This is a genomic window from Shewanella sp. N2AIL (genome assembly GCF_022690845.1).
GTDB lineage: Bacteria > Pseudomonadota > Gammaproteobacteria > Enterobacterales > Shewanellaceae > Shewanella > Shewanella baltica.
In genome coordinates, this window is sequence record NZ_JALBYT010000001.1 from 1 (window position 1) to 16,835 (window position 16,835).

The following is a 16,835-nucleotide window of genomic DNA, read 5'->3' on the forward strand; positions in this document are numbered from 1 at the left end:
GATATAGACAGGGCTAGCTAATGCTGAATTTCAGATATGAAAAAGCCGCTTTAATTTCTTTAAGCGGCTAATCAAAAAAATTGGTGGCCCCTCACGGACTTGAACCGTGGACCTAACGATTATGAGTCGTGTGCTCTAACCAACTGAGCTAAGGGGCCGACTTAAGGTAATCGTCATTACCTGAAGCGGGAGGAAGTATACTAAGCTTACTTACGCTTGTCACCCGTGTTTTGGCTGGAAATTCACGCAACTGATTCAATTGGTTATCTGTTAATCAACTTAAATGCCATCGTCGGCTAAATTTAATGCTTCCATAGCGTGCTTATGCGGATATTGCCGCCGGATAGGCAATAAAAAGCCCTGCATAGGCAGGGCTTCAAATCTTACTTAGCTGACTTTAGGCTTATAACGGCCTATTCATCTAGGAATGATTTTAAGATTTCTGAGCGTGAAGGGTGACGCAGTTTGCGCAGTGCCTTAGCTTCAATCTGACGAATACGTTCACGGGTCACGTCGAACTGCTTACCCACTTCTTCAAGTGTGTGGTCAGTGTTCATATCGATACCAAAACGCATACGCAGTACTTTCGCTTCACGGGCGGTTAGACCTGCTAACACTTCGTGTGTGGCGTTTTTCAAGCTTTCGCTGGTCGCTGAGTCCAGTGGTAGTTCGAGGGTCGTATCCTCGATAAAATCACCTAAATGCGAATCTTCATCGTCACCGATTGGAGTTTCCATGGAGATAGGTTCTTTGGCGATTTTCAGTACCTTACGGATCTTATCTTCCGGCATCATCATACGCTCAGCCAGTTCTTCAGGTGAAGGCTCGCGGCCCATTTCCTGTAGCATTTGGCGAGAGATACGGTTCAGCTTGTTGATCGTTTCGATCATGTGTACTGGAATTCGAATGGTACGCGCTTGGTCGGCAATAGAACGAGTAATCGCCTGACGGATCCACCAAGTTGCATAGGTCGAGAACTTGTAACCACGACGGTATTCGAATTTATCCACGGCCTTCATCAAGCCAATGTTACCTTCTTGGATTAAGTCCAAGAATTGCAGACCACGGTTGGTGTATTTCTTCGCGATAGAAATGACCAGACGTAAGTTTGCTTCAACCATTTCTTTCTTCGCACGGCGGGCTTTAGCTTCACCGATTGACATACGACGGTTGATGTCTTTAATGGCTGAAATCGCTAAGCCAGTTTCTTCTTCAACTGCTGCAAGCTTAGTACGACAACGGATCACGTCGTCTTCAACCATTCTTAGGCCTTCGGCATAAGGTTTAGTTGAGGCTTTTTCAGTGTTGAACCAATCGAGGTTGGTTTCGTTGCCAGTGAAGAATTTAACAAAATTTTTCTTCGGCATTTTGGCTTGTTCAACGCATAGTTTTAACACTAAACGTTCTTGAACACGCACGCGATCCATCATAGTGCGCATGCTTTTTACTAAACGGTCAAACTGTTTAGGTACTAAGCGGAATTCTTTGAAGATTTCACCAATTTCGAATAGTGCTTTTACCGATTCTGGGTGTTCACGGCCCTTAGCTTCGATAATTTTCAGTGCACTTTCGTAGGCGGTTCTCAGTTGAGCGAATCTTTCGCGTGCTTCTTCAGGATCAGGCCCTTTGTTGCCTTCTTCTTCATCTTCACTGTCTTCGTCATCATCTTCGTCATCTTCATCGTCCAGCTCTTCTTCAGATAATTCTGAGCCGATGTGAGTTGCTGTCGGTGCGACGTCTTCTTCGTCCGGGTTAACAAATCCAGAGATAATATCAGATAGGCGCAGTTCGTCGGCTTCAAATTGGTCGAATTGCTCAAGGATCATCGCGATCGCTTGCGGGTACTCGGCGACTGAACTTTGAACTGTGTTGATGCCTTCTTCGATGCGTTTGGCGATAACAATTTCGCCTTCGCGGGTCAGAAGCTCAACGGTACCCATTTCACGCATGTACATGCGCACTGGATCGGTTGTGCGGCCAAGTTCGCTTTCTACTGTTGCGAGTGCGGCAGCGGCTTCTTCAGCGGCATCTTCGTCTGTGTTGTCTTCCGACATCATCATGTCATCGGCATCTGGGGCTTCTTCGAATACCCGGATACCCATGTCATTTATCATCTGGATAATATCTTCGATCTGGTCAGAATCGACCATGTCTGCAGGTAAGTGATCGTTCACTTCTGCATAGGTTAAGTAACCTTGCTCTTTACCTTTGGCAAGCAACAGCTTAAGTTGCGACTGCGGAGTATGATCCATAGATATCATCCAAGTTGGGAAACTGTTACAACGACGGACACTTAGCATAAGCTAAGTGCCGCGCAAATCGTCAATTATAGCCGTGTGCACATGTCTGTGCTAGTCACTGGGACAGTGAATGAGGACATTTTTGCCTCAGTTCAACCCTTTCATGACTGAGATCAGCTTCGAGAGCTGCATCTTCTCTTCTTTAGTATGAGTCTGTTTTAGACTCAATTCCTGATATCGTTGTTCAATATATTGATTGTTCAACCAAACCAGGGTTTGTTTAAACTTTTCGAGCAAGTTTTCATCCGCCACTTGATGGTCCCATTGGGCCAATTTATGCAGAGTGCCGCTGTAAGGGTGCTCTCTGAATTGTTCAAGTAGTTGTGCGCTGTTTAACGTTTGCTCTCGAGTCATCTCCAATAACAGTGGCAGCAATTCTATGCCTGGCATCTGCAAGTGGGCGAGTGCGGGTTGTGGGGGTAAACCCATACCCAGTTTAGGATGTTGTACTAGCAATGCGATGGCGAGTCGCAAGGGTGTACCGCGTCCTTTTAATCCTTTGTTTGCTAATGGTTGTGTAGCAACATTAATCTTAATGTCTCTTCTTAATTCAGTGACATTGTTTTTTTTCATTTTGTATGCAAGGTTTTTCAATAAAATACCTTGCAAAACACTATCTTGAACTTTTTCTATGTAGGATATTGCATCTCGAGTCATTGCAGCTTCATTGACACCATGCATTAATGCTAAATTGTCGAATAGAAAAGCTTCTATTGTACTGCTTACTGCATAGCGGCTCTCAAACTCATCTTTCCCTATCTTACGAACTAATGAGTCAGGGTCTTCTCCTTCAGGTAAAAACATAAACCTGACTTGAGAGTTAGGATTTAGTATTGGCAGAGCAGTATCCAAGGCGCGCCATGCAGCTGCTTTTCCAGCTTTATCTCCGTCATAACAACAGATGACTTCTTTTGCGCTGCGCAACAACAACTGAAACTGTTCTGTTGTGGTCGAGGTGCCTAATGAAGCAACCGCGTAATCAACGCCAAACTGCGCCAGTGCAACCACGTCCATATAGCCTTCTACGATCAAGACTTTGTCCGGATCGCGATGGCGTTGTTTTAGTTCATAAAGACCATAAAGCTCATTGCCCTTATGAAATATGGGCGTTTCTGGAGAATTCAAGTATTTGGGTGTGCCATCACCTAAAACTCTGCCGCCAAAACCAATGACTCGTCCGCGCCTGTCGCGGATAGGAAACATCAGGCGGTCACGAAATCTGTCGTAACGTTTACCACTGTCGTTACTAATTAACATACCCGCAGTGAGTAATTTATCCTGCGCATCCTGATTCTGACGATAGCGGCCCAATAAGCCGTCCCAACCGTCTGGCGCAAAGCCAATACCAAAATGTTCGACTACATCATCGGATAAACCGCGATAGGCAAGATAATCGATAACTTTTTGTTTATCTTGGTGTTGTCTAAGTTGGTTTTGAAAGTAAAGGCTCGCTTCTTCCATGAGTTGGTATAAGTCACGACTTAAACCGTCATCATGTCGCTTGCCTGTGCCTTGTTCTCTGGGAACCTCTAATCCAAGCTGGCCCGCCAAATCTTCAATGGCATCAATAAAATCGAGTCGGTCATACTCCATCACAAAATCGATGGCGTTGCCGTGAGCACCGCAGCCAAAGCAATGATAGAACTGTTTATCACGGCTGACGGTAAACGAAGGTGATTTTTCGCTATGAAAAGGACAACAGGCCGAGTAGTTCTTACCCGCCTTTTTCAAGGGCACCTTACGATCGATAAGTTCGACTATGTCAGTGCGAGCGATTAGCTCATTGATAAAATCACGAGGTATTGCCATTGAGTGCTTAAAATCCCGCCTTGCGCGAATTTAAACAAACAAGCCGCGCATAGGCACGGCTTGTTCATACAGTGAAACGCTAATTATTGCAATTTTGCACGGATCATAGCGCCGATAGCGCCCATGTCTGCACGTCCTTGCACTTTAGATTTCAATGCTCCCATTACTTTGCCCATATCCGCCATGGCGGATGCACCTACTTCTACAATAGTTGCATCGATGAGCGCCGCGACTTCCGCCTCTGTAAGAGGGGTAGGCAGGAAAGCTTCAATAACTTGAATCTCTGCTGCTTCCACGTCGGCCAACTCGTTACGACCCGCTGCTTCAAATTGAGCAATCGAGTCACGACGTTGTTTCACCATTTTGGTTAAGACCGCTATAACCTGTTCATCAGTCAGAGATTCGCGGGTATCCACTTCAATCTGTTTGATGGCGGCTAATGCCATACGAATAGTGCTCAAGCGCGCCTTCTCTTTGGCGATCATGGCCTGCTTCATGTGGTCTTTTAGCTGATCAATTAGGCTCATATGAGATTAATATAAACGTACGCGACGTGCGTTTTCGCGAGAAAGCTTCTTAGCTAAACGTTTAACTGCAGCTGCTTTTGCGCGCTTACGTGCAGTAGTTGGCTTCTCGTAGAATTCACGAGCACGCACGTCGGCTAAAATACCAGCTTTTTCACAAGAGCGCTTGAAACGACGCAGAGCTACGTCGAATGGTTCGTTTTCACGTACTTTAATAATTGGCATACGCCATCACCCCTTAGGTGTAGGTTGTTCTGGTTCAATTACTCGAACCAAGTCTATTTAAAATGGTGCGGAATTTTATACCGAGACACCTAGGCTTGTAAAGCCCTAAAACTGAGCTCAGTCCTATAGTGGACTCAATATGGCCTGTGCGACTGGAGTAATCGAGCGCTTGCAGGTAGAATTAGCGCCCTTTTGTTAGCAATTGATGAGACACCATGCGGGTTCTAGGTATTGAAACATCCTGTGACGAGACAGGTATCGCCGTCTATGACGATGAGCTGGGCTTATTATCGCACACTTTATACAGTCAGGTTAAGCTGCATGCTGACTATGGTGGTGTGGTGCCTGAACTGGCGTCACGTGACCATGTGCGCAAAATTGTGCCGCTTATTCGTCAAGCGCTGAAAGATGCGAATACTGAAATGGCTGATCTCGACGGGATTGCCTACACCAAGGGCCCAGGTTTAATTGGTGCTTTACTTGTCGGCGCCTGTGTGGGGCGGTCACTGGCGTTTGCTTGGGACAAGCCTGCTATCGGTGTGCATCATATGGAAGGACATCTACTGGCGCCTATGCTCGAAGATGACGCGCCTGAGTTCCCCTTTGTGGCCTTATTGGTCTCTGGTGGCCATTCTATGTTGGTTAAAGTCGATGGGATTGGTCGTTATGAAGTATTAGGCGAGTCGGTTGATGATGCTGCGGGTGAAGCGTTTGATAAAACGGCCAAGTTAATGGGGCTGGATTATCCCGGTGGTCCGCGTTTAGCAAAGCTTGCTGCTAAAGGTTTACCTGCAGGGTATAAATTCCCGCGACCTATGACCGACAGACCTGGACTCGATTTTAGCTTTTCGGGGTTAAAAACCTTTACCGCTAATACCATTGCTGCCGAACCTGACGATGAGCAAACGCGCGCCAATATTGCCCGTGCCTTTGAAGAAGCCGTGGTCGATACGCTAGCGATTAAATGTCGCCGCGCGCTGAAGCAAACTGGCTATAACCGCTTAGTGATTGCTGGTGGCGTGAGTGCAAATACGCGCTTAAGGGAAACCTTGGCTGAAATGATGGGCTCTCTAGGTGGAAAGGTATTTTATCCCCGCGGTGAGTTTTGTACCGATAACGGCGCCATGATCGCTTTTGCGGGATTACAGCGTTTAAAGGCGGGACAACACGAAGATTTAGCGGTAAAAGGTCAACCTCGATGGCCATTAGATACCTTGCCACCTGTGGCATAACAGGTTGTTAATGCTGATACGTAATATTGATACAAAAACTGCGCTTTTAGCGCAGTTTTTTATTGGGGTAATTTTATTGGGATTAATGTCATCTTAAGATTTTTTAGGACGCTTCTTACGTGACACTTTAGATTCTTCACCCTTGAGTAAGCGCTGAATATTGTCTTTATGGCGAATGATGATAAGTGTCGACAACATGGCAACTGGAATGGTGAATCTGTCGTCTAGCCACCAAGTATAGAGGGGCGCCAGTAAAGCGGTAAGAATTGCGGCAAGGGACGAGTAGCGGCTAATTAACAATAGGACGACCCAAGATGCCATTAAGCAAATCGCTAAATCATCACCAATGGGAGCCATGGCACCAAAGGCGGTAGCAACGCCTTTGCCACCTTTGAATCCAAAAAATACTGGATAAATATGCCCAAGACAGGCGGCGATGGCGATGAGTCCGAGTGACACTGCATCTATGCCCATGAGATAAGCTAAATAAGAAGGCACGGCACCTTTGAGCATGTCGAAAAACAGCACCATGGCAGCCGAACTCGCGCCGCCAATTCTTAGTACATTGGTGGCTCCTGGATTGCCTGAACCTTGCAATCTTGGATCGGGTAGACCTCTCATCCTACAAACCAGCACGGCACTTGAGATTGAACCAGCCAAATAGGCGGCCAAAATCATCAAAAGTGTCTGTGTTAATGGACTCACATTGGTTTCCTTACGCGTCTTAAGGTATTATCGCGCAACAATTTAAAAAGCTGACTCAGTTGTCAATCCCGCTATAGGTTTGTGCGATAACTCGCCTAGTTGGGGCTGAGATATTTTCTGAATGAGCAAATCCTTTTAGGGCGTTATCCTACTGTGGATTGGCTCGAGTAGAAAGTAAATTAGTTATCTGTCAGAAGATTGCGGATTATACAGCTAGGATCGATTTTAGCTTATCAGACCTCATAGTAGTCAGTTAGTTGGAGAAAGCATGGATAAGGTACTTATACGGCAATTGCGCATTGATACTGTGATTGGTGTCTATGAGTGGGAAAAGACAATCCATCAGAGCCTGTTATTAGACTTAGACATGGCGTGGGATAACAAACCTGCTGCAGCGACGGATGATTATCAATATGCGCTGTGCTATGAGACAGTTTCCAATCGATTAACCCAACTTGTTACTGAGCATCCAATCGAGTTAATCGAAACGGTTGCCGAGCGAGTGGCCGATTGCCTACTTCAAGAATTTAACGTGACTTGGGTGAAAGTTGTCGTGATGAAGCCAGGTGCGGTAGCAACTGCAGCTTCGGTTGGCGTCGAGATTGAACGTTCACGTTAGATGAGTACTTGATCAACTGCGCTGTTGATTGAGAAATAGTGTTTATCTTCAGATAAATCGGACATTAGCATGGCACGTATTTATATCAGTCTGGGTAGCAATATCGAGCCTGAACAGCATCTGCAAGCAGGATTAACATCGCTGCGAGCGTTTTTCGGGCCGCTGCGCCTCTCTTCTATGTATGAAAGTGAAGCGGTAGGTTTCAGTGGCACTAACTTTTTGAATATGGTTGCTAGCGCTGAAACGGATCTTAATATAGCGGCGGTAGTTGCACAGTTTAAGCAAATCGAGCAGAATCACGGCCGGCTTGCCGGGGCGAAGAAATTTAGCCCAAGAACCTTAGATTTAGATCTGCTGCTTTATGACCATGTGGTATGCCAAACGCCTGTTGTGCTACCCCGTGCTGAGATAGTCAATAATGCCTTTGTGTTATGGCCATTAGCCGAGTTAGCGCCGGAATTGATTCATCCCGTGGTAGATAAAAGCTATGCAAGTTTGTGGCAAGAGTATGACAAAGATTCACAGCGACTTTGGCCTGTGACGTTTGAATGGCCCCCAGGGCTGACGTTTTAATTTATTGATAGGATTGTCATGGATACGTTTCAGGTCATTATTTTAGCGCTTATTCAAGGGCTAACCGAGTTTTTACCTATTTCTAGTTCTGCCCACTTAATTTTACCCGCACAGCTTTTAGGTTGGGAAGATCAAGGTTTATCCTTCGATGTGGCGGTGAATACAGGTTCGTTATTTGCTGTGGTAATTTATTTCAGACACGAGTTATGGACTATGTTTAATGCTTGGATTGCGAGCATTTTCAGAGGTCAACAATCCGAAGACAGCAAGCTGGCGTGGTGGATTATTCTGGCGACCTTGCCAGCGGTGTTTTTTGGTTTTCTGGCAAAGGATTTTATCGCGACTCACCTACGTAATGCTGAGGTCATCGCGGTCACTACCGTCGTATTTGGTTTATTGTTGTGGTGGGCCGATAAGATGTCGCGCCGCGATTTAACGGTTTATCAGACGGGCTGGCGTAAAGCCTTGTTAATTGGTTTCGCGCAGGCATTGGCCTTGATCCCAGGGACTTCGCGCTCTGGTGCCACTATGACAGCGGCGCTAATGTTAGGCTTAAGTCGTGATGCAGCGGCCCGCTTTTCATTCTTAATGTCAGTTCCTGTGAGTTTAGGTGCGGCGATTTTAGTGGGTAAAGATCTGGCGAAAAGTGAGCTTCCGATTGATTATCAAGCGTTAATCCTAGGAACTCTGATTTCGTTTGTTGCCGCTTATGCCTGTATTCATTACTTCTTAAAAATCATCAGCCGCATGGGAATGACCCCGTTTGTGATCTATCGTTTAGCACTCGGTGCAGTCTTGTGTGGATTTATCTTCTTCTAGCCACGCGAGTTTAGTCATCATAGTGAGATAATAAATAATAGAATCGGGTCATGTACCCGATTTTTGTTTTTGGAGCTTCCTCATTTTCTGAAGCTTAACTTATTTTTGGAGCTTTATATGGGTCTCGAATATCAGTGTCCAACCTGCGGACTTGCGTTAAAACAACACAAAGCCTCCCAAGGTTTTTATTGTGTCAATAAGCATCACTTCGATCGGAATGAGCAAGGCTATTGGGTTTTTACTAAACCACAACGCCAAAAGCCGACTGGTGATTCGCGCGAGCAAGTTAGAGCTAAGCGTTTTCTGCTCGAATCAGGCATCTTTTCGCCTTTGATCGATAAACTGGCTGAGATAATCACTGGATCTATCAAGCCTGATGCTTGTTTATTGGATTATGAATGCGCTGAGGGCTTCTTCTTGCGTGCTTTAGCTTCCAAGCTGGCTGAGGTCGAAAATCCGCTAAACGTCCAGTACGTGGGCGTAGCGGACGCAGAAAATGCTATTTTTGCTGCAGCGAAGGCGCAGACTCCTGGGATCTTGTGTTTAAGCTCTTCTAAAAAATTACCCTTTATCGATAATTGTGTGGATTTTATTACTGTTATTGATCGGCCGTTAAAGGGAAAAGAGTCTGTTAGGATATTGAAAGACGATGGGACCATGTTACTGGTTATGCCTGGGCCACGACACCTATGGCAACTCAGGGAATATATTTATCCTGACTTGGCTGAAAAACCTTTCAAAGTGAATTTGCCCTCTGCATTATCGGTAAAAGACACTCAGGCACTGAGCTTCACTTTATCTGTTACCGGTGAGCAGGCATTAACGCTATTGGATATGGCGCCTTATGCGTGGCGTGCAACTGACAAGATGAAGCACGATATTCAAGCTAATCATTTTGAGTCGTTGGAAATTGACTATGTATTAGTCTCAGCACATAAACGCGTGGTTGAATCGCTATAGGTTAAAATCTGCAGTTGATGCGGTTAATTTTAAGCCAATTCATAGGCTTAGTTCGATGGTTTTTAGATGCTTTAAAAGGCTATATTACTCAAGTCTATGATTCTGTTTGACGTTTTCATGTTGTTTTTATGTTATATGGGCCGAAGCTGTTATTATTTTTAACTTTAGGCCTATTTGTTCTGTGACAAATACAGACTACTTATTGTCTTTGTTTCCCATGTAGCCTCGATTTTTGTCAATAGCTTTTCTTTAAAAGAGAAATATTATTATTTTATAAAAAACCATTTTTAAGATAAACGAGACTGACTTTTAAGAATACTTAAAAGTTTAAATGAGAAGCTTAGATTAATAACGAAGGTTTTAATTAAAAGACGAATGGGATCCGTTTATACAGGCGCATACAAAAGTTAACTTTTTAAGGAGATTGGGGGATAACCTTTAAAGATGCGTTTGGAAATTTAAAGTCAATTTAGCGTTTTTGTATTAGTGGATTGACAATTTTGAGTATCAATACCTTGAATGACAGGCATAAAAAAAGGCTTAGATTGATGTGCTTATCGCTTTCATCTTTCTTAAGCCTTTTGTCTTAACTTACTAAACAGTAAGCTAAATTACCTTTCATTACTTCTTGTAACGAGAAGCAACGTTGTCTAAACGGTCGTTTGCGCGTTTAGCTTCTGCTTGTGCGTCCATAGATGCTGCTTTTGCATCTTTAACGTCTGCAGACAGTTTGCTTTGCTCTGATTTCAGAGAACCAACATCAGCTGACAATTGATCAACTTTGTTGCCCAGAGTTGCAACGCTTTCTTCCAGAGCAGTAGTGTTCGCGCAACCACCTAGTAGGGCAGTCATTGCTAAACCAGCAATCATCAGTACTTTTTTGTTCATTGTAAAAAATCCCTTAAAATAGGTTGGATTTGAATGTTTCGTTACTTTGTAAGCGAAACTGCCTAATTATGACATAGCTATTTTAATTTGCTACGAATATTAATGTGTTTAACCACTATAGGCATATAAATTTTTTTTAAAAGCTTTTTTTATAAGTTATATCGACATTTCTAATCGTAAAGGAGGGTATTTTTCACTATAAAGTGATGCGCCACTTACAAATCCTTTACAAATTACCGTTCATCCGTCGGCAGTTTAGTTTGCATTTTTTGTTTAAACTGACTGACCGCTTCAATCCGACGTAAATTTAACGCCTGCTTTATCTCTGCGCCTTGGAAACCTGCGGCAATAATGGCGGCAATATCGACATTATTGGCGGCAAGGAAGCATTGAGTTAAATATTCACCCTGATGGTAGGGGTTGTTTTCAAATCCTGTGCGACCACGCATATCGGCGATGCAGGCTAATATAAGCTGCGTCAAGCGCTCTGGCTTACGCCAAAAGTCAGCTTTATCGAATATTTTTACGATCGTTTCGGCTCTAAGCTCGAAGGCCTGATGAACGTTCTGATGTTGGTCACTGACCAGTAACGCCAGATCGCGGGTTTCGTTCGGCACTCGTAAACGGGTGCAGAGCGCTTTTATCAGCGGTAAGCCCTTTTGACCGTGACCGTGATGTTTAGGTAAATGCGCTTTTGGACTGAGGGCTTTGCCTAAATCATGTACGAGAGCGGCAAAACGAACGCTTTTATCCTCAGTGAGAAGAGCGGCTTGGGCGAGCACCATTAAAGTATGCACACCGGTATCAATTTCAGGATGCCATTTTTCTGGTTGAGGAACGCCAAATAAGGCAAAGATCTCAGGAAAGAGTACTTCAAGGGCGCCGCATTGGTGGAGTACCTCGAAAAAGACCTCTGGGTGAGGTCCGCCTAAGCTTTTATCGACTTCTTGCCAAACTCGCTCCGCTGTTAACGAGTTAAGCTCATCGCTTGCGCTAATTTGGCGCATCAGTGCCAGAGTTTCTGCGGCAATGTGAAATCCTAAGGCATGAAACCTTGCGGCAAAGCGGGCGACACGCAATACGCGAAGCGGATCTTCAACGAAAGCATCCGACACATGGCGCAATAGGCGCGCGTTAATATCCTCAATGCCATTAAAAGGATCGTATAAGTTGCCCTTTTCATCTTGGGCGATAGCATTGATGGTCAGATCTCGGCGCAACAAGTCTTGCTCTAAAGTCACATCGGGACTTGCATGGCAGCTAAAACCACCATAACCCAGTCCAATTTTTCGTTCTGTTCGGGCTAACGCATATTCTTGTTGGTTTTTAGGATGCAGAAATACTGGGAAATCTTTACCGACTTGGCGGTATCCCAGTTGCAACATTTGTTCTGGAGTCGCACCAACGACGAGGTAATCTTTGTCCTTGATAGGGAGATTGAGCAGGCTGTCACGCACAGCACCGCCGACGAGATATATTTTCACAGGCAAGATTCGGCTAATGTGTCATAAACATAGCTTATCATGCCAATTAAGGTGATAGATAAAGTCGTCGCGAGATATTTGCGCACTTATGTGTCACATTGATGTTGCGGATATTTTGACAATAACATTGGGACGCTTTAACGTGGGGCGTTATTTTTAAATTAGGATGATTGGTGGTATGTACAAGGCCTTTTACGGACTCAGCGATAACCCTTTTTCGATTGCACCCAATCCCCATTATTTGTTTTTGAGTGATAGGCATAGAGAGGCGTTGGCCCATTTAACCTACGGGTTAGGGGAAACGGGCGGCTTTGTGTTGCTAACAGGGGAAGTTGGCACGGGTAAAACGACGGTATCTCGCTGTTTACTTGGGCAATTGCCCGATAATACTGACACCGCATTTATCCTTAATCCATCGCTTACAGAGCTCGAGTTGCTCGCCACGCTTTGCGATGAACTTAAGATTGCCTACGGAGATAATCCCACACTCAAGCAGTTGACCGATCACTTGAGTCGGTTTTTATTGGATAATCACAGCAAAGGTCGTAATACCGTGCTCATTATCGATGAAGCGCAGCATTTACGCCCTGAGGTATTGGAGCAACTGCGCCTTCTGACCAATCTTGAGACGGACACTAAGAAGTTACTGCAGGTCATTTTAATCGGTCAGCCAGAATTACAGTTGTTATTGAAGCGCCAAGAGCTGCGCCAGTTAGCCCAGCGGATCACTGCACGCTACCATTTATTACCGCTAAATGAAGATGAAATCGCCCTTTATGTATTGCATCGCTTGCAAGTCGCGGGACGATTTGAACCTTTGTTTACCCGCAAAGCCGTTAAGGTGTTACAAAAGTACAGTGGCGGCATCCCTCGATTAATTAACCTCTTATGTGAACGCTCGCTGATGGCGGGCTATGCGCAATCGCGGGTGCCCATCGATCATCATATGGTGCGGCAAGCTGCGGCTGAAGTATTAGGTGAAGAGGAGCCAACTCAGAATAGGTATCTTTGGCCGATAGCGACCGCTGCGGCGTTATTTGTCGCTTTTGGTGTTTCCTATTGGCTATTTACCGACAAGCCTGTCAATGCCGCGTCAGCGTCTAGTATGGCCCTTGAGTCAACGTCAGCAAATGTTGCTGCATCAAACATTCAAGCTTTGAGTGCGACCGAAGGGATCAGCAAGTTAGTACAACCCGTAGATCAGCAAAGCAGTCAGGGGTCTATTCCAGATCCCAATCAGCGCTTACTTAATGATGCGATTAATCAGAGTCGCGATATCGATACCGCCTTTGCGGGTTTGTTTAGCGTGTGGGGCAAAGTACCTTATAAAGGTTTAACCGCCTGCCAATCTGCGGTTGAGCAAGGATTGGCTTGTTATCAGCAGCAGGGTAACTGGATGTCACTGACTCGGCTTAATTATCCAGCCGTGGTGTATTTGGTTGATGATAACCAACAGGATTTTTATGGCGCTGTGATTGCAGTGGATGGTGAGCAGTTGCTGATGCAGTTAGGTGAACAACAACTGTGGGTTGATAGAGCTTGGTTCAATCAACATTTCAGTGGCACCTTCGAAATCCTGTGGCAAGCACCGAATTTGCCTATGATGGATATCAGTCAAAAATCGAGTCCAGGTCAACTGCAATGGTTAGAGAATGCCTTAGCCCATGTGAATAATCGCAATACTCGCAGGGTCAATCAATTCGATGTGCAACTGGAAAGTGATCTTAAAAGCTTCCAAAGTCAGCATGGTTTAAAAGCCGATGGTATTGCCGGAAATCAGACATTAGTGAGATTAAATTTGTATTTAAGTCAGCAAGGTCCACGTTTAACCGATAATGGGGCGCGCAGCTGATGTCCATTTTACTCGATGCCGTGACCCGCAATAAACAACAGCAACAATCGCCTTTACCCGATGCAGTGATGACGCCAAGGGCGAATTACCCGCAGCCACGTAAATCAGGCGTGCCGATAGGCAAGTTGTCCTTACTTGTCGTCGCTGTCGCCGCCGGAATTGGCGTCGCTTGGGGATTAAGTGTTTGGGACCAAACTCGACATATTTCAACCGAGCATGCTTCAACTAATAATGTGGCAGTGGCAAAGGTATTGCCACCAACTGCATCTTCATTACCAGCTTCGACAGTGGCTAAAAGTGAGCTTCAGACTGTCTCGACAGAATCGGTTGCTCAGCCGCAATCTGAGGGCAGTGATAATACCGGTGTTCGACTCGCAGGAAAAGTGGCGCTGCCTCGGGCACAGACTTTGCCCGAGTTAACGGCATCATCGCAATATCAGGGCGGGGCAGTATCAAACTCGCCTCAGGCTTCTAGCGCGAATATGAACAGCAATGCTGCTCAAAGTTACAGTGTTCCTAAAAATAGTGTTCCTAACAACAGCGATCCGAGTAATAGCGATTCCAGCTACGGAGACTATATGTCGACGTCAGCCCAAGTGGACGCAGCAAGTCGCGAAGTTGCGTCTATGTCTACAGACACGCAAACACAGCAACCTATGATGTTAGGCGCTAATGCCAATGAGTCGGGTCTTGCGAGTCTTGAGGCGCTGCGTCAGCAAGTGAGTGCGGCGGCGGAAGATGTCGGTTTAGAAACCAACAAAAGTCGCGATGAAGATAAGTTAGTGGCTTCCTTTCAAAGTGCGTTAAAGGATGTGGAATACACCAATGCGGCGGAGACAAATGTCACTGAAGCAAAATTAGATCCTATTCCTAAAACGGTTGCAGATGATATCCCGAAATACGGTCAACTACCTGCCGGGCTGCAATTACAAGTGCCAGAATTTAATATTGTCGCCCATGTTTATTCCAGCGATCCGACCCAAAGGTGGCTGAATGTGGACGGTGCAGAATTGCAGGAAGGGGATATGATTGCGGGTAAGCTGAAGATTATCTCCATTCGTCCAAGGGACATAGTGTTAGATATTCAAGGTACCCAGTTTAAAGTGCCTGCAATATAATCTGGCTTTACGATGAGCAATGCTAGCGGTTATCTGTGTAAGTCATAGCTAAAGAGTAGAAATGAAAAAGGCGCCTAGGCGCCTTTTTTGATCTTAATGAATCTCAACTTAATCAAACAGTCTGTAGGCTAAGAATAGGGTCAGTGCGTAACCGACGCTGTAGCAAAGGAAAAGTGCTGGAACGTATTTTAAGTAACTCACAAACGTCAGTTCTTTCACTTTACTCATGGCTACAATACCCGATGCTGAACCGATAATCAGCAGTGAGCCACCTACGCCAACGCTATAGGTCAAGCCAAGCCATTCAGGGGTATTAAGCACAGGGCTTGCTTTTAACAATGCCGCGGTTAATGGCACGTTATCAATCAAGGCTGAGCCGATACCTGTGACGAAGTTAGAGATGTTTGGATTAAACATAGTATAAGCTTCGGTCAGCATGTCTAAGGTGCCGATTTCTTTAAGCATACCCACGAGCAGTAAAATACCTAAGAAGAACAACAGGGTGTCGTATTCTACTTGGCGAATATACTCAAGTATTTTGATTTCTTCTTTATCGCTACGCGTGGTGTGGCCAATCAGGAACATGATTGACAGACCCGTTAGGAAGGTCAGCACTGGCGGGATACCAAACAATATGTTCAGTAACATGGTCATTAAAATCGTGCAGAAGAACACGAGGGCAATCATGACATCAACGGTTTGATAGGTGTGTTTGATGGGGGTCGTGCTCACCACGCCTTCGGCTTTGAGTGAGAACAGGGTCGCCAACAAAATCACGCTCACGGCCGATGGGATAAACAACACCAGCAGTTCGGACATATGCACATGGCCGCCTAAGAAGATCATCAATGTTGTCACATCGCCGGTGATCAAAGCGACACCGCCTGAGTTCACTGCGAAGATAATCAACACTGCCATTCTGCGGCGCATTTGCTTGTCGAGTTTAAAGGTGGTTAATAAGCCTAATGACACTAACGTCGCGGTGACGTTATCACAAAATGCCGAGAGCACGAGTGCGAACAGGGCAACTTGGATCATCAACATGCGCACCGACACTTTCTGCGGGAACAGCTTTTGCACCATGATTTGGATCATGCCTTTAGCGTTCAAGTACGCGACGAAGGTCATGGTCGACATCAGAAAGAGCCAGAGTGTGGCAATTTCGAGCAAATTTTCATTGAGTTGATGGGCAACGAGTTTCTCATGGGCCGGTTCACCAGCAGCCATAAACAGCGCTATCCAAGAGATACAACCAAAGAATAAGGTGGTTTTTGCTTTATTAAGGTGGGTCACTTCTTCGAAAATAATACTGAGCAATGCGAGCACGGCTAGTATGATGAGAAAGGTATTTAACATAACTGCAATTCCAACTGCTGTTTTAATGTCGTAGGGCGACTTGAGTCAACCTAAAGATTGGGCATATCAAGGCTGAATTAAGCTAGCCGTGTTAGCGCGTGCGGATCAGAACATAATGGGCTAAAGAACGCAACTGTTAGCTGTGACTCAATTTGCTGCTGCTTTGTGATGTTGATCCCATGCATTTTAGCGATAAACTGGTTTTATATATCGGAACTTTGATTTTTGTTAGTGTGATTGACTATATTGTTTGATTTGATTACTGCGTTAAAAGTGAGATCTACGATTAAAGTCTAAGCAGTCAGTTTGTCGATCCTTCAATTAATTTTTGTTCAGGAAGAGATCCATGAATGCTGAGGCCAAAGTGGAGT

15 protein-coding genes and 1 tRNA gene are annotated in these 16,835 nt (G+C 45.2%); 7 read left to right on the top strand and 9 right to left on the bottom strand.

Features of this window, described 5'->3' with window-relative positions:
• Positions 1–81: 81 nt before the first annotated feature.
• From MO387_RS00005 to rpsU, 5 genes are all read right to left on the bottom strand, one after another.
• Positions 82–158 (bottom strand) — tRNA-Ile (locus tag MO387_RS00005).
• Between the two features lie 255 nt (positions 159–413).
• Positions 414–2,252 (bottom strand): RNA polymerase sigma factor RpoD, encoded by a 1,839-nt coding sequence (rpoD, locus tag MO387_RS00010; protein ID WP_106649811.1) that lies wholly within the window; start codon positions 2,250–2,252, stop codon positions 414–416.
• Between the two features lie 135 nt (positions 2,253–2,387).
• Positions 2,388–4,109 (bottom strand): DNA primase, encoded by a 1,722-nt coding sequence (dnaG, locus tag MO387_RS00015; protein ID WP_107946810.1) that lies wholly within the window; start codon positions 4,107–4,109, stop codon positions 2,388–2,390.
• 83 nt (positions 4,110–4,192) lie between these two features.
• Entirely contained in the window at positions 4,193–4,636 is a 444-nt protein-coding gene (locus tag MO387_RS00020; RefSeq protein WP_006080724.1) for a GatB/YqeY domain-containing protein, read from the bottom strand.
• A gap of 6 nt (positions 4,637–4,642) precedes the next feature.
• Positions 4,643–4,858, bottom strand: a complete 216-nt coding sequence (gene rpsU, locus MO387_RS00025) for a 30S ribosomal protein S21 (protein WP_006080725.1) — start codon at positions 4,856–4,858, stop codon at positions 4,643–4,645.
• A gap of 215 nt (positions 4,859–5,073) precedes the next feature.
• Between rpsU and tsaD the strand changes: the two genes are divergently transcribed.
• Positions 5,074–6,090, top strand: coding sequence for a tRNA (adenosine(37)-N6)-threonylcarbamoyltransferase complex transferase subunit TsaD (tsaD, locus tag MO387_RS00030; RefSeq protein ID WP_106649813.1), 1,017 nt, complete (start codon positions 5,074–5,076; stop codon positions 6,088–6,090).
• 93 nt (positions 6,091–6,183) lie between these two features.
• Here tsaD and plsY read toward each other — a convergent pair whose 3' ends face one another.
• Positions 6,184–6,795 (bottom strand): glycerol-3-phosphate 1-O-acyltransferase PlsY, encoded by a 612-nt coding sequence (gene plsY / locus MO387_RS00035; protein ID WP_006080727.1) that lies wholly within the window; start codon positions 6,793–6,795, stop codon positions 6,184–6,186.
• Between the two features lie 268 nt (positions 6,796–7,063).
• Between plsY and folB the strand changes: the two genes are divergently transcribed.
• The 4 genes from folB to MO387_RS00055 all read left to right on the top strand — a co-directional run bounded on the left by folB (position 7,064) and on the right by MO387_RS00055 (position 9,766).
• Positions 7,064–7,414: a dihydroneopterin aldolase gene (gene folB, locus MO387_RS00040; RefSeq protein ID WP_006085037.1), complete on the top strand. Its 351-nt coding sequence runs from the start codon at positions 7,064–7,066 to the stop codon at positions 7,412–7,414.
• Positions 7,415–7,483: 69 nt separating this feature from the next.
• Positions 7,484–7,987, top strand: a complete 504-nt coding sequence (folK, locus tag MO387_RS00045) for a 2-amino-4-hydroxy-6-hydroxymethyldihydropteridine diphosphokinase (protein WP_107946811.1) — start codon at positions 7,484–7,486, stop codon at positions 7,985–7,987.
• A gap of 18 nt (positions 7,988–8,005) precedes the next feature.
• On the top strand, positions 8,006–8,806 hold the full coding sequence (locus MO387_RS00050) for an undecaprenyl-diphosphate phosphatase (RefSeq protein ID WP_006080730.1): 801 nt from the start codon (positions 8,006–8,008) through the stop codon (positions 8,804–8,806).
• Positions 8,807–8,923: 117 nt separating this feature from the next.
• A complete protein-coding gene (locus tag MO387_RS00055; RefSeq protein WP_107946812.1) occupies positions 8,924–9,766 on the top strand; it encodes a putative RNA methyltransferase in 843 nt (280 codons plus the stop codon).
• A gap of 621 nt (positions 9,767–10,387) precedes the next feature.
• On the opposite strand, the gene MO387_RS00060 is transcribed toward MO387_RS00055, so the two are convergent.
• Both MO387_RS00060 and MO387_RS00065 read right to left on the bottom strand, forming a co-directional pair.
• Entirely contained in the window at positions 10,388–10,654 is a 267-nt protein-coding gene (locus MO387_RS00060) for an Lpp/OprI family alanine-zipper lipoprotein (RefSeq protein ID WP_006080732.1), read from the bottom strand.
• Between the two features lie 233 nt (positions 10,655–10,887).
• Positions 10,888–12,138 (bottom strand): multifunctional CCA addition/repair protein, encoded by a 1,251-nt coding sequence (locus MO387_RS00065; protein ID WP_107950152.1) that lies wholly within the window; start codon positions 12,136–12,138, stop codon positions 10,888–10,890.
• Between the two features lie 178 nt (positions 12,139–12,316).
• On the opposite strand from MO387_RS00065, the gene MO387_RS00070 reads away from it, so the two are divergent.
• Both MO387_RS00070 and MO387_RS00075 read left to right on the top strand, forming a co-directional pair.
• On the top strand, positions 12,317–13,990 hold the full coding sequence (locus tag MO387_RS00070; protein ID WP_107946813.1) for an ExeA family protein: 1,674 nt from the start codon (positions 12,317–12,319) through the stop codon (positions 13,988–13,990).
• Positions 13,990–15,108: a general secretion pathway protein GspB gene (locus tag MO387_RS00075; RefSeq protein ID WP_107946814.1), complete on the top strand. Its 1,119-nt coding sequence runs from the start codon at positions 13,990–13,992 to the stop codon at positions 15,106–15,108. The genes MO387_RS00070 and MO387_RS00075 overlap by 1 nt, the downstream gene beginning before the upstream one ends.
• Positions 15,109–15,216: 108 nt before the next feature.
• On the opposite strand, the gene nhaD is transcribed toward MO387_RS00075, so the two are convergent.
• Positions 15,217–16,464 carry a sodium:proton antiporter NhaD gene (gene nhaD / locus MO387_RS00080; RefSeq protein WP_107946815.1) on the bottom strand — a complete coding sequence of 416 codons (1,248 nt, stop codon included), beginning with the start codon at positions 16,462–16,464 and terminating at the stop codon, positions 15,217–15,219.
• Positions 16,465–16,835: the final 371 nt, after the last annotated feature.

Coding starts and splice junctions, on each gene's coding strand:
- folB (WP_006085037.1), top strand. CDS start 7,064: ATGGATAAGGTACTTATACGGCAATTGCGCATTGATACTGTGATTGGT.
- MO387_RS00075 (WP_107946814.1), top strand. CDS start 13,990: ATGTCCATTTTACTCGATGCCGTGACCCGCAATAAACAACAGCAACAA.
- folK (WP_107946811.1), top strand. CDS start 7,484: ATGGCACGTATTTATATCAGTCTGGGTAGCAATATCGAGCCTGAACAG.
- nhaD (WP_107946815.1), bottom strand. CDS start 16,464: ATGTTAAATACCTTTCTCATCATACTAGCCGTGCTCGCATTGCTCAGT.
- rpoD (WP_106649811.1), bottom strand. CDS start 2,252: ATGGATCATACTCCGCAGTCGCAACTTAAGCTGTTGCTTGCCAAAGGT.
- MO387_RS00055 (WP_107946812.1), top strand. CDS start 8,924: ATGGGTCTCGAATATCAGTGTCCAACCTGCGGACTTGCGTTAAAACAA.
- dnaG (WP_107946810.1), bottom strand. CDS start 4,109: ATGGCAATACCTCGTGATTTTATCAATGAGCTAATCGCTCGCACTGAC.
- tsaD (WP_106649813.1), top strand. CDS start 5,074: ATGCGGGTTCTAGGTATTGAAACATCCTGTGACGAGACAGGTATCGCC.
- MO387_RS00050 (WP_006080730.1), top strand. CDS start 8,006: ATGGATACGTTTCAGGTCATTATTTTAGCGCTTATTCAAGGGCTAACC.
- MO387_RS00060 (WP_006080732.1), bottom strand. CDS start 10,654: ATGAACAAAAAAGTACTGATGATTGCTGGTTTAGCAATGACTGCCCTA.
- MO387_RS00070 (WP_107946813.1), top strand. CDS start 12,317: ATGTACAAGGCCTTTTACGGACTCAGCGATAACCCTTTTTCGATTGCA.
- MO387_RS00020 (WP_006080724.1), bottom strand. CDS start 4,636: ATGAGCCTAATTGATCAGCTAAAAGACCACATGAAGCAGGCCATGATC.
- rpsU (WP_006080725.1), bottom strand. CDS start 4,858: ATGCCAATTATTAAAGTACGTGAAAACGAACCATTCGACGTAGCTCTG.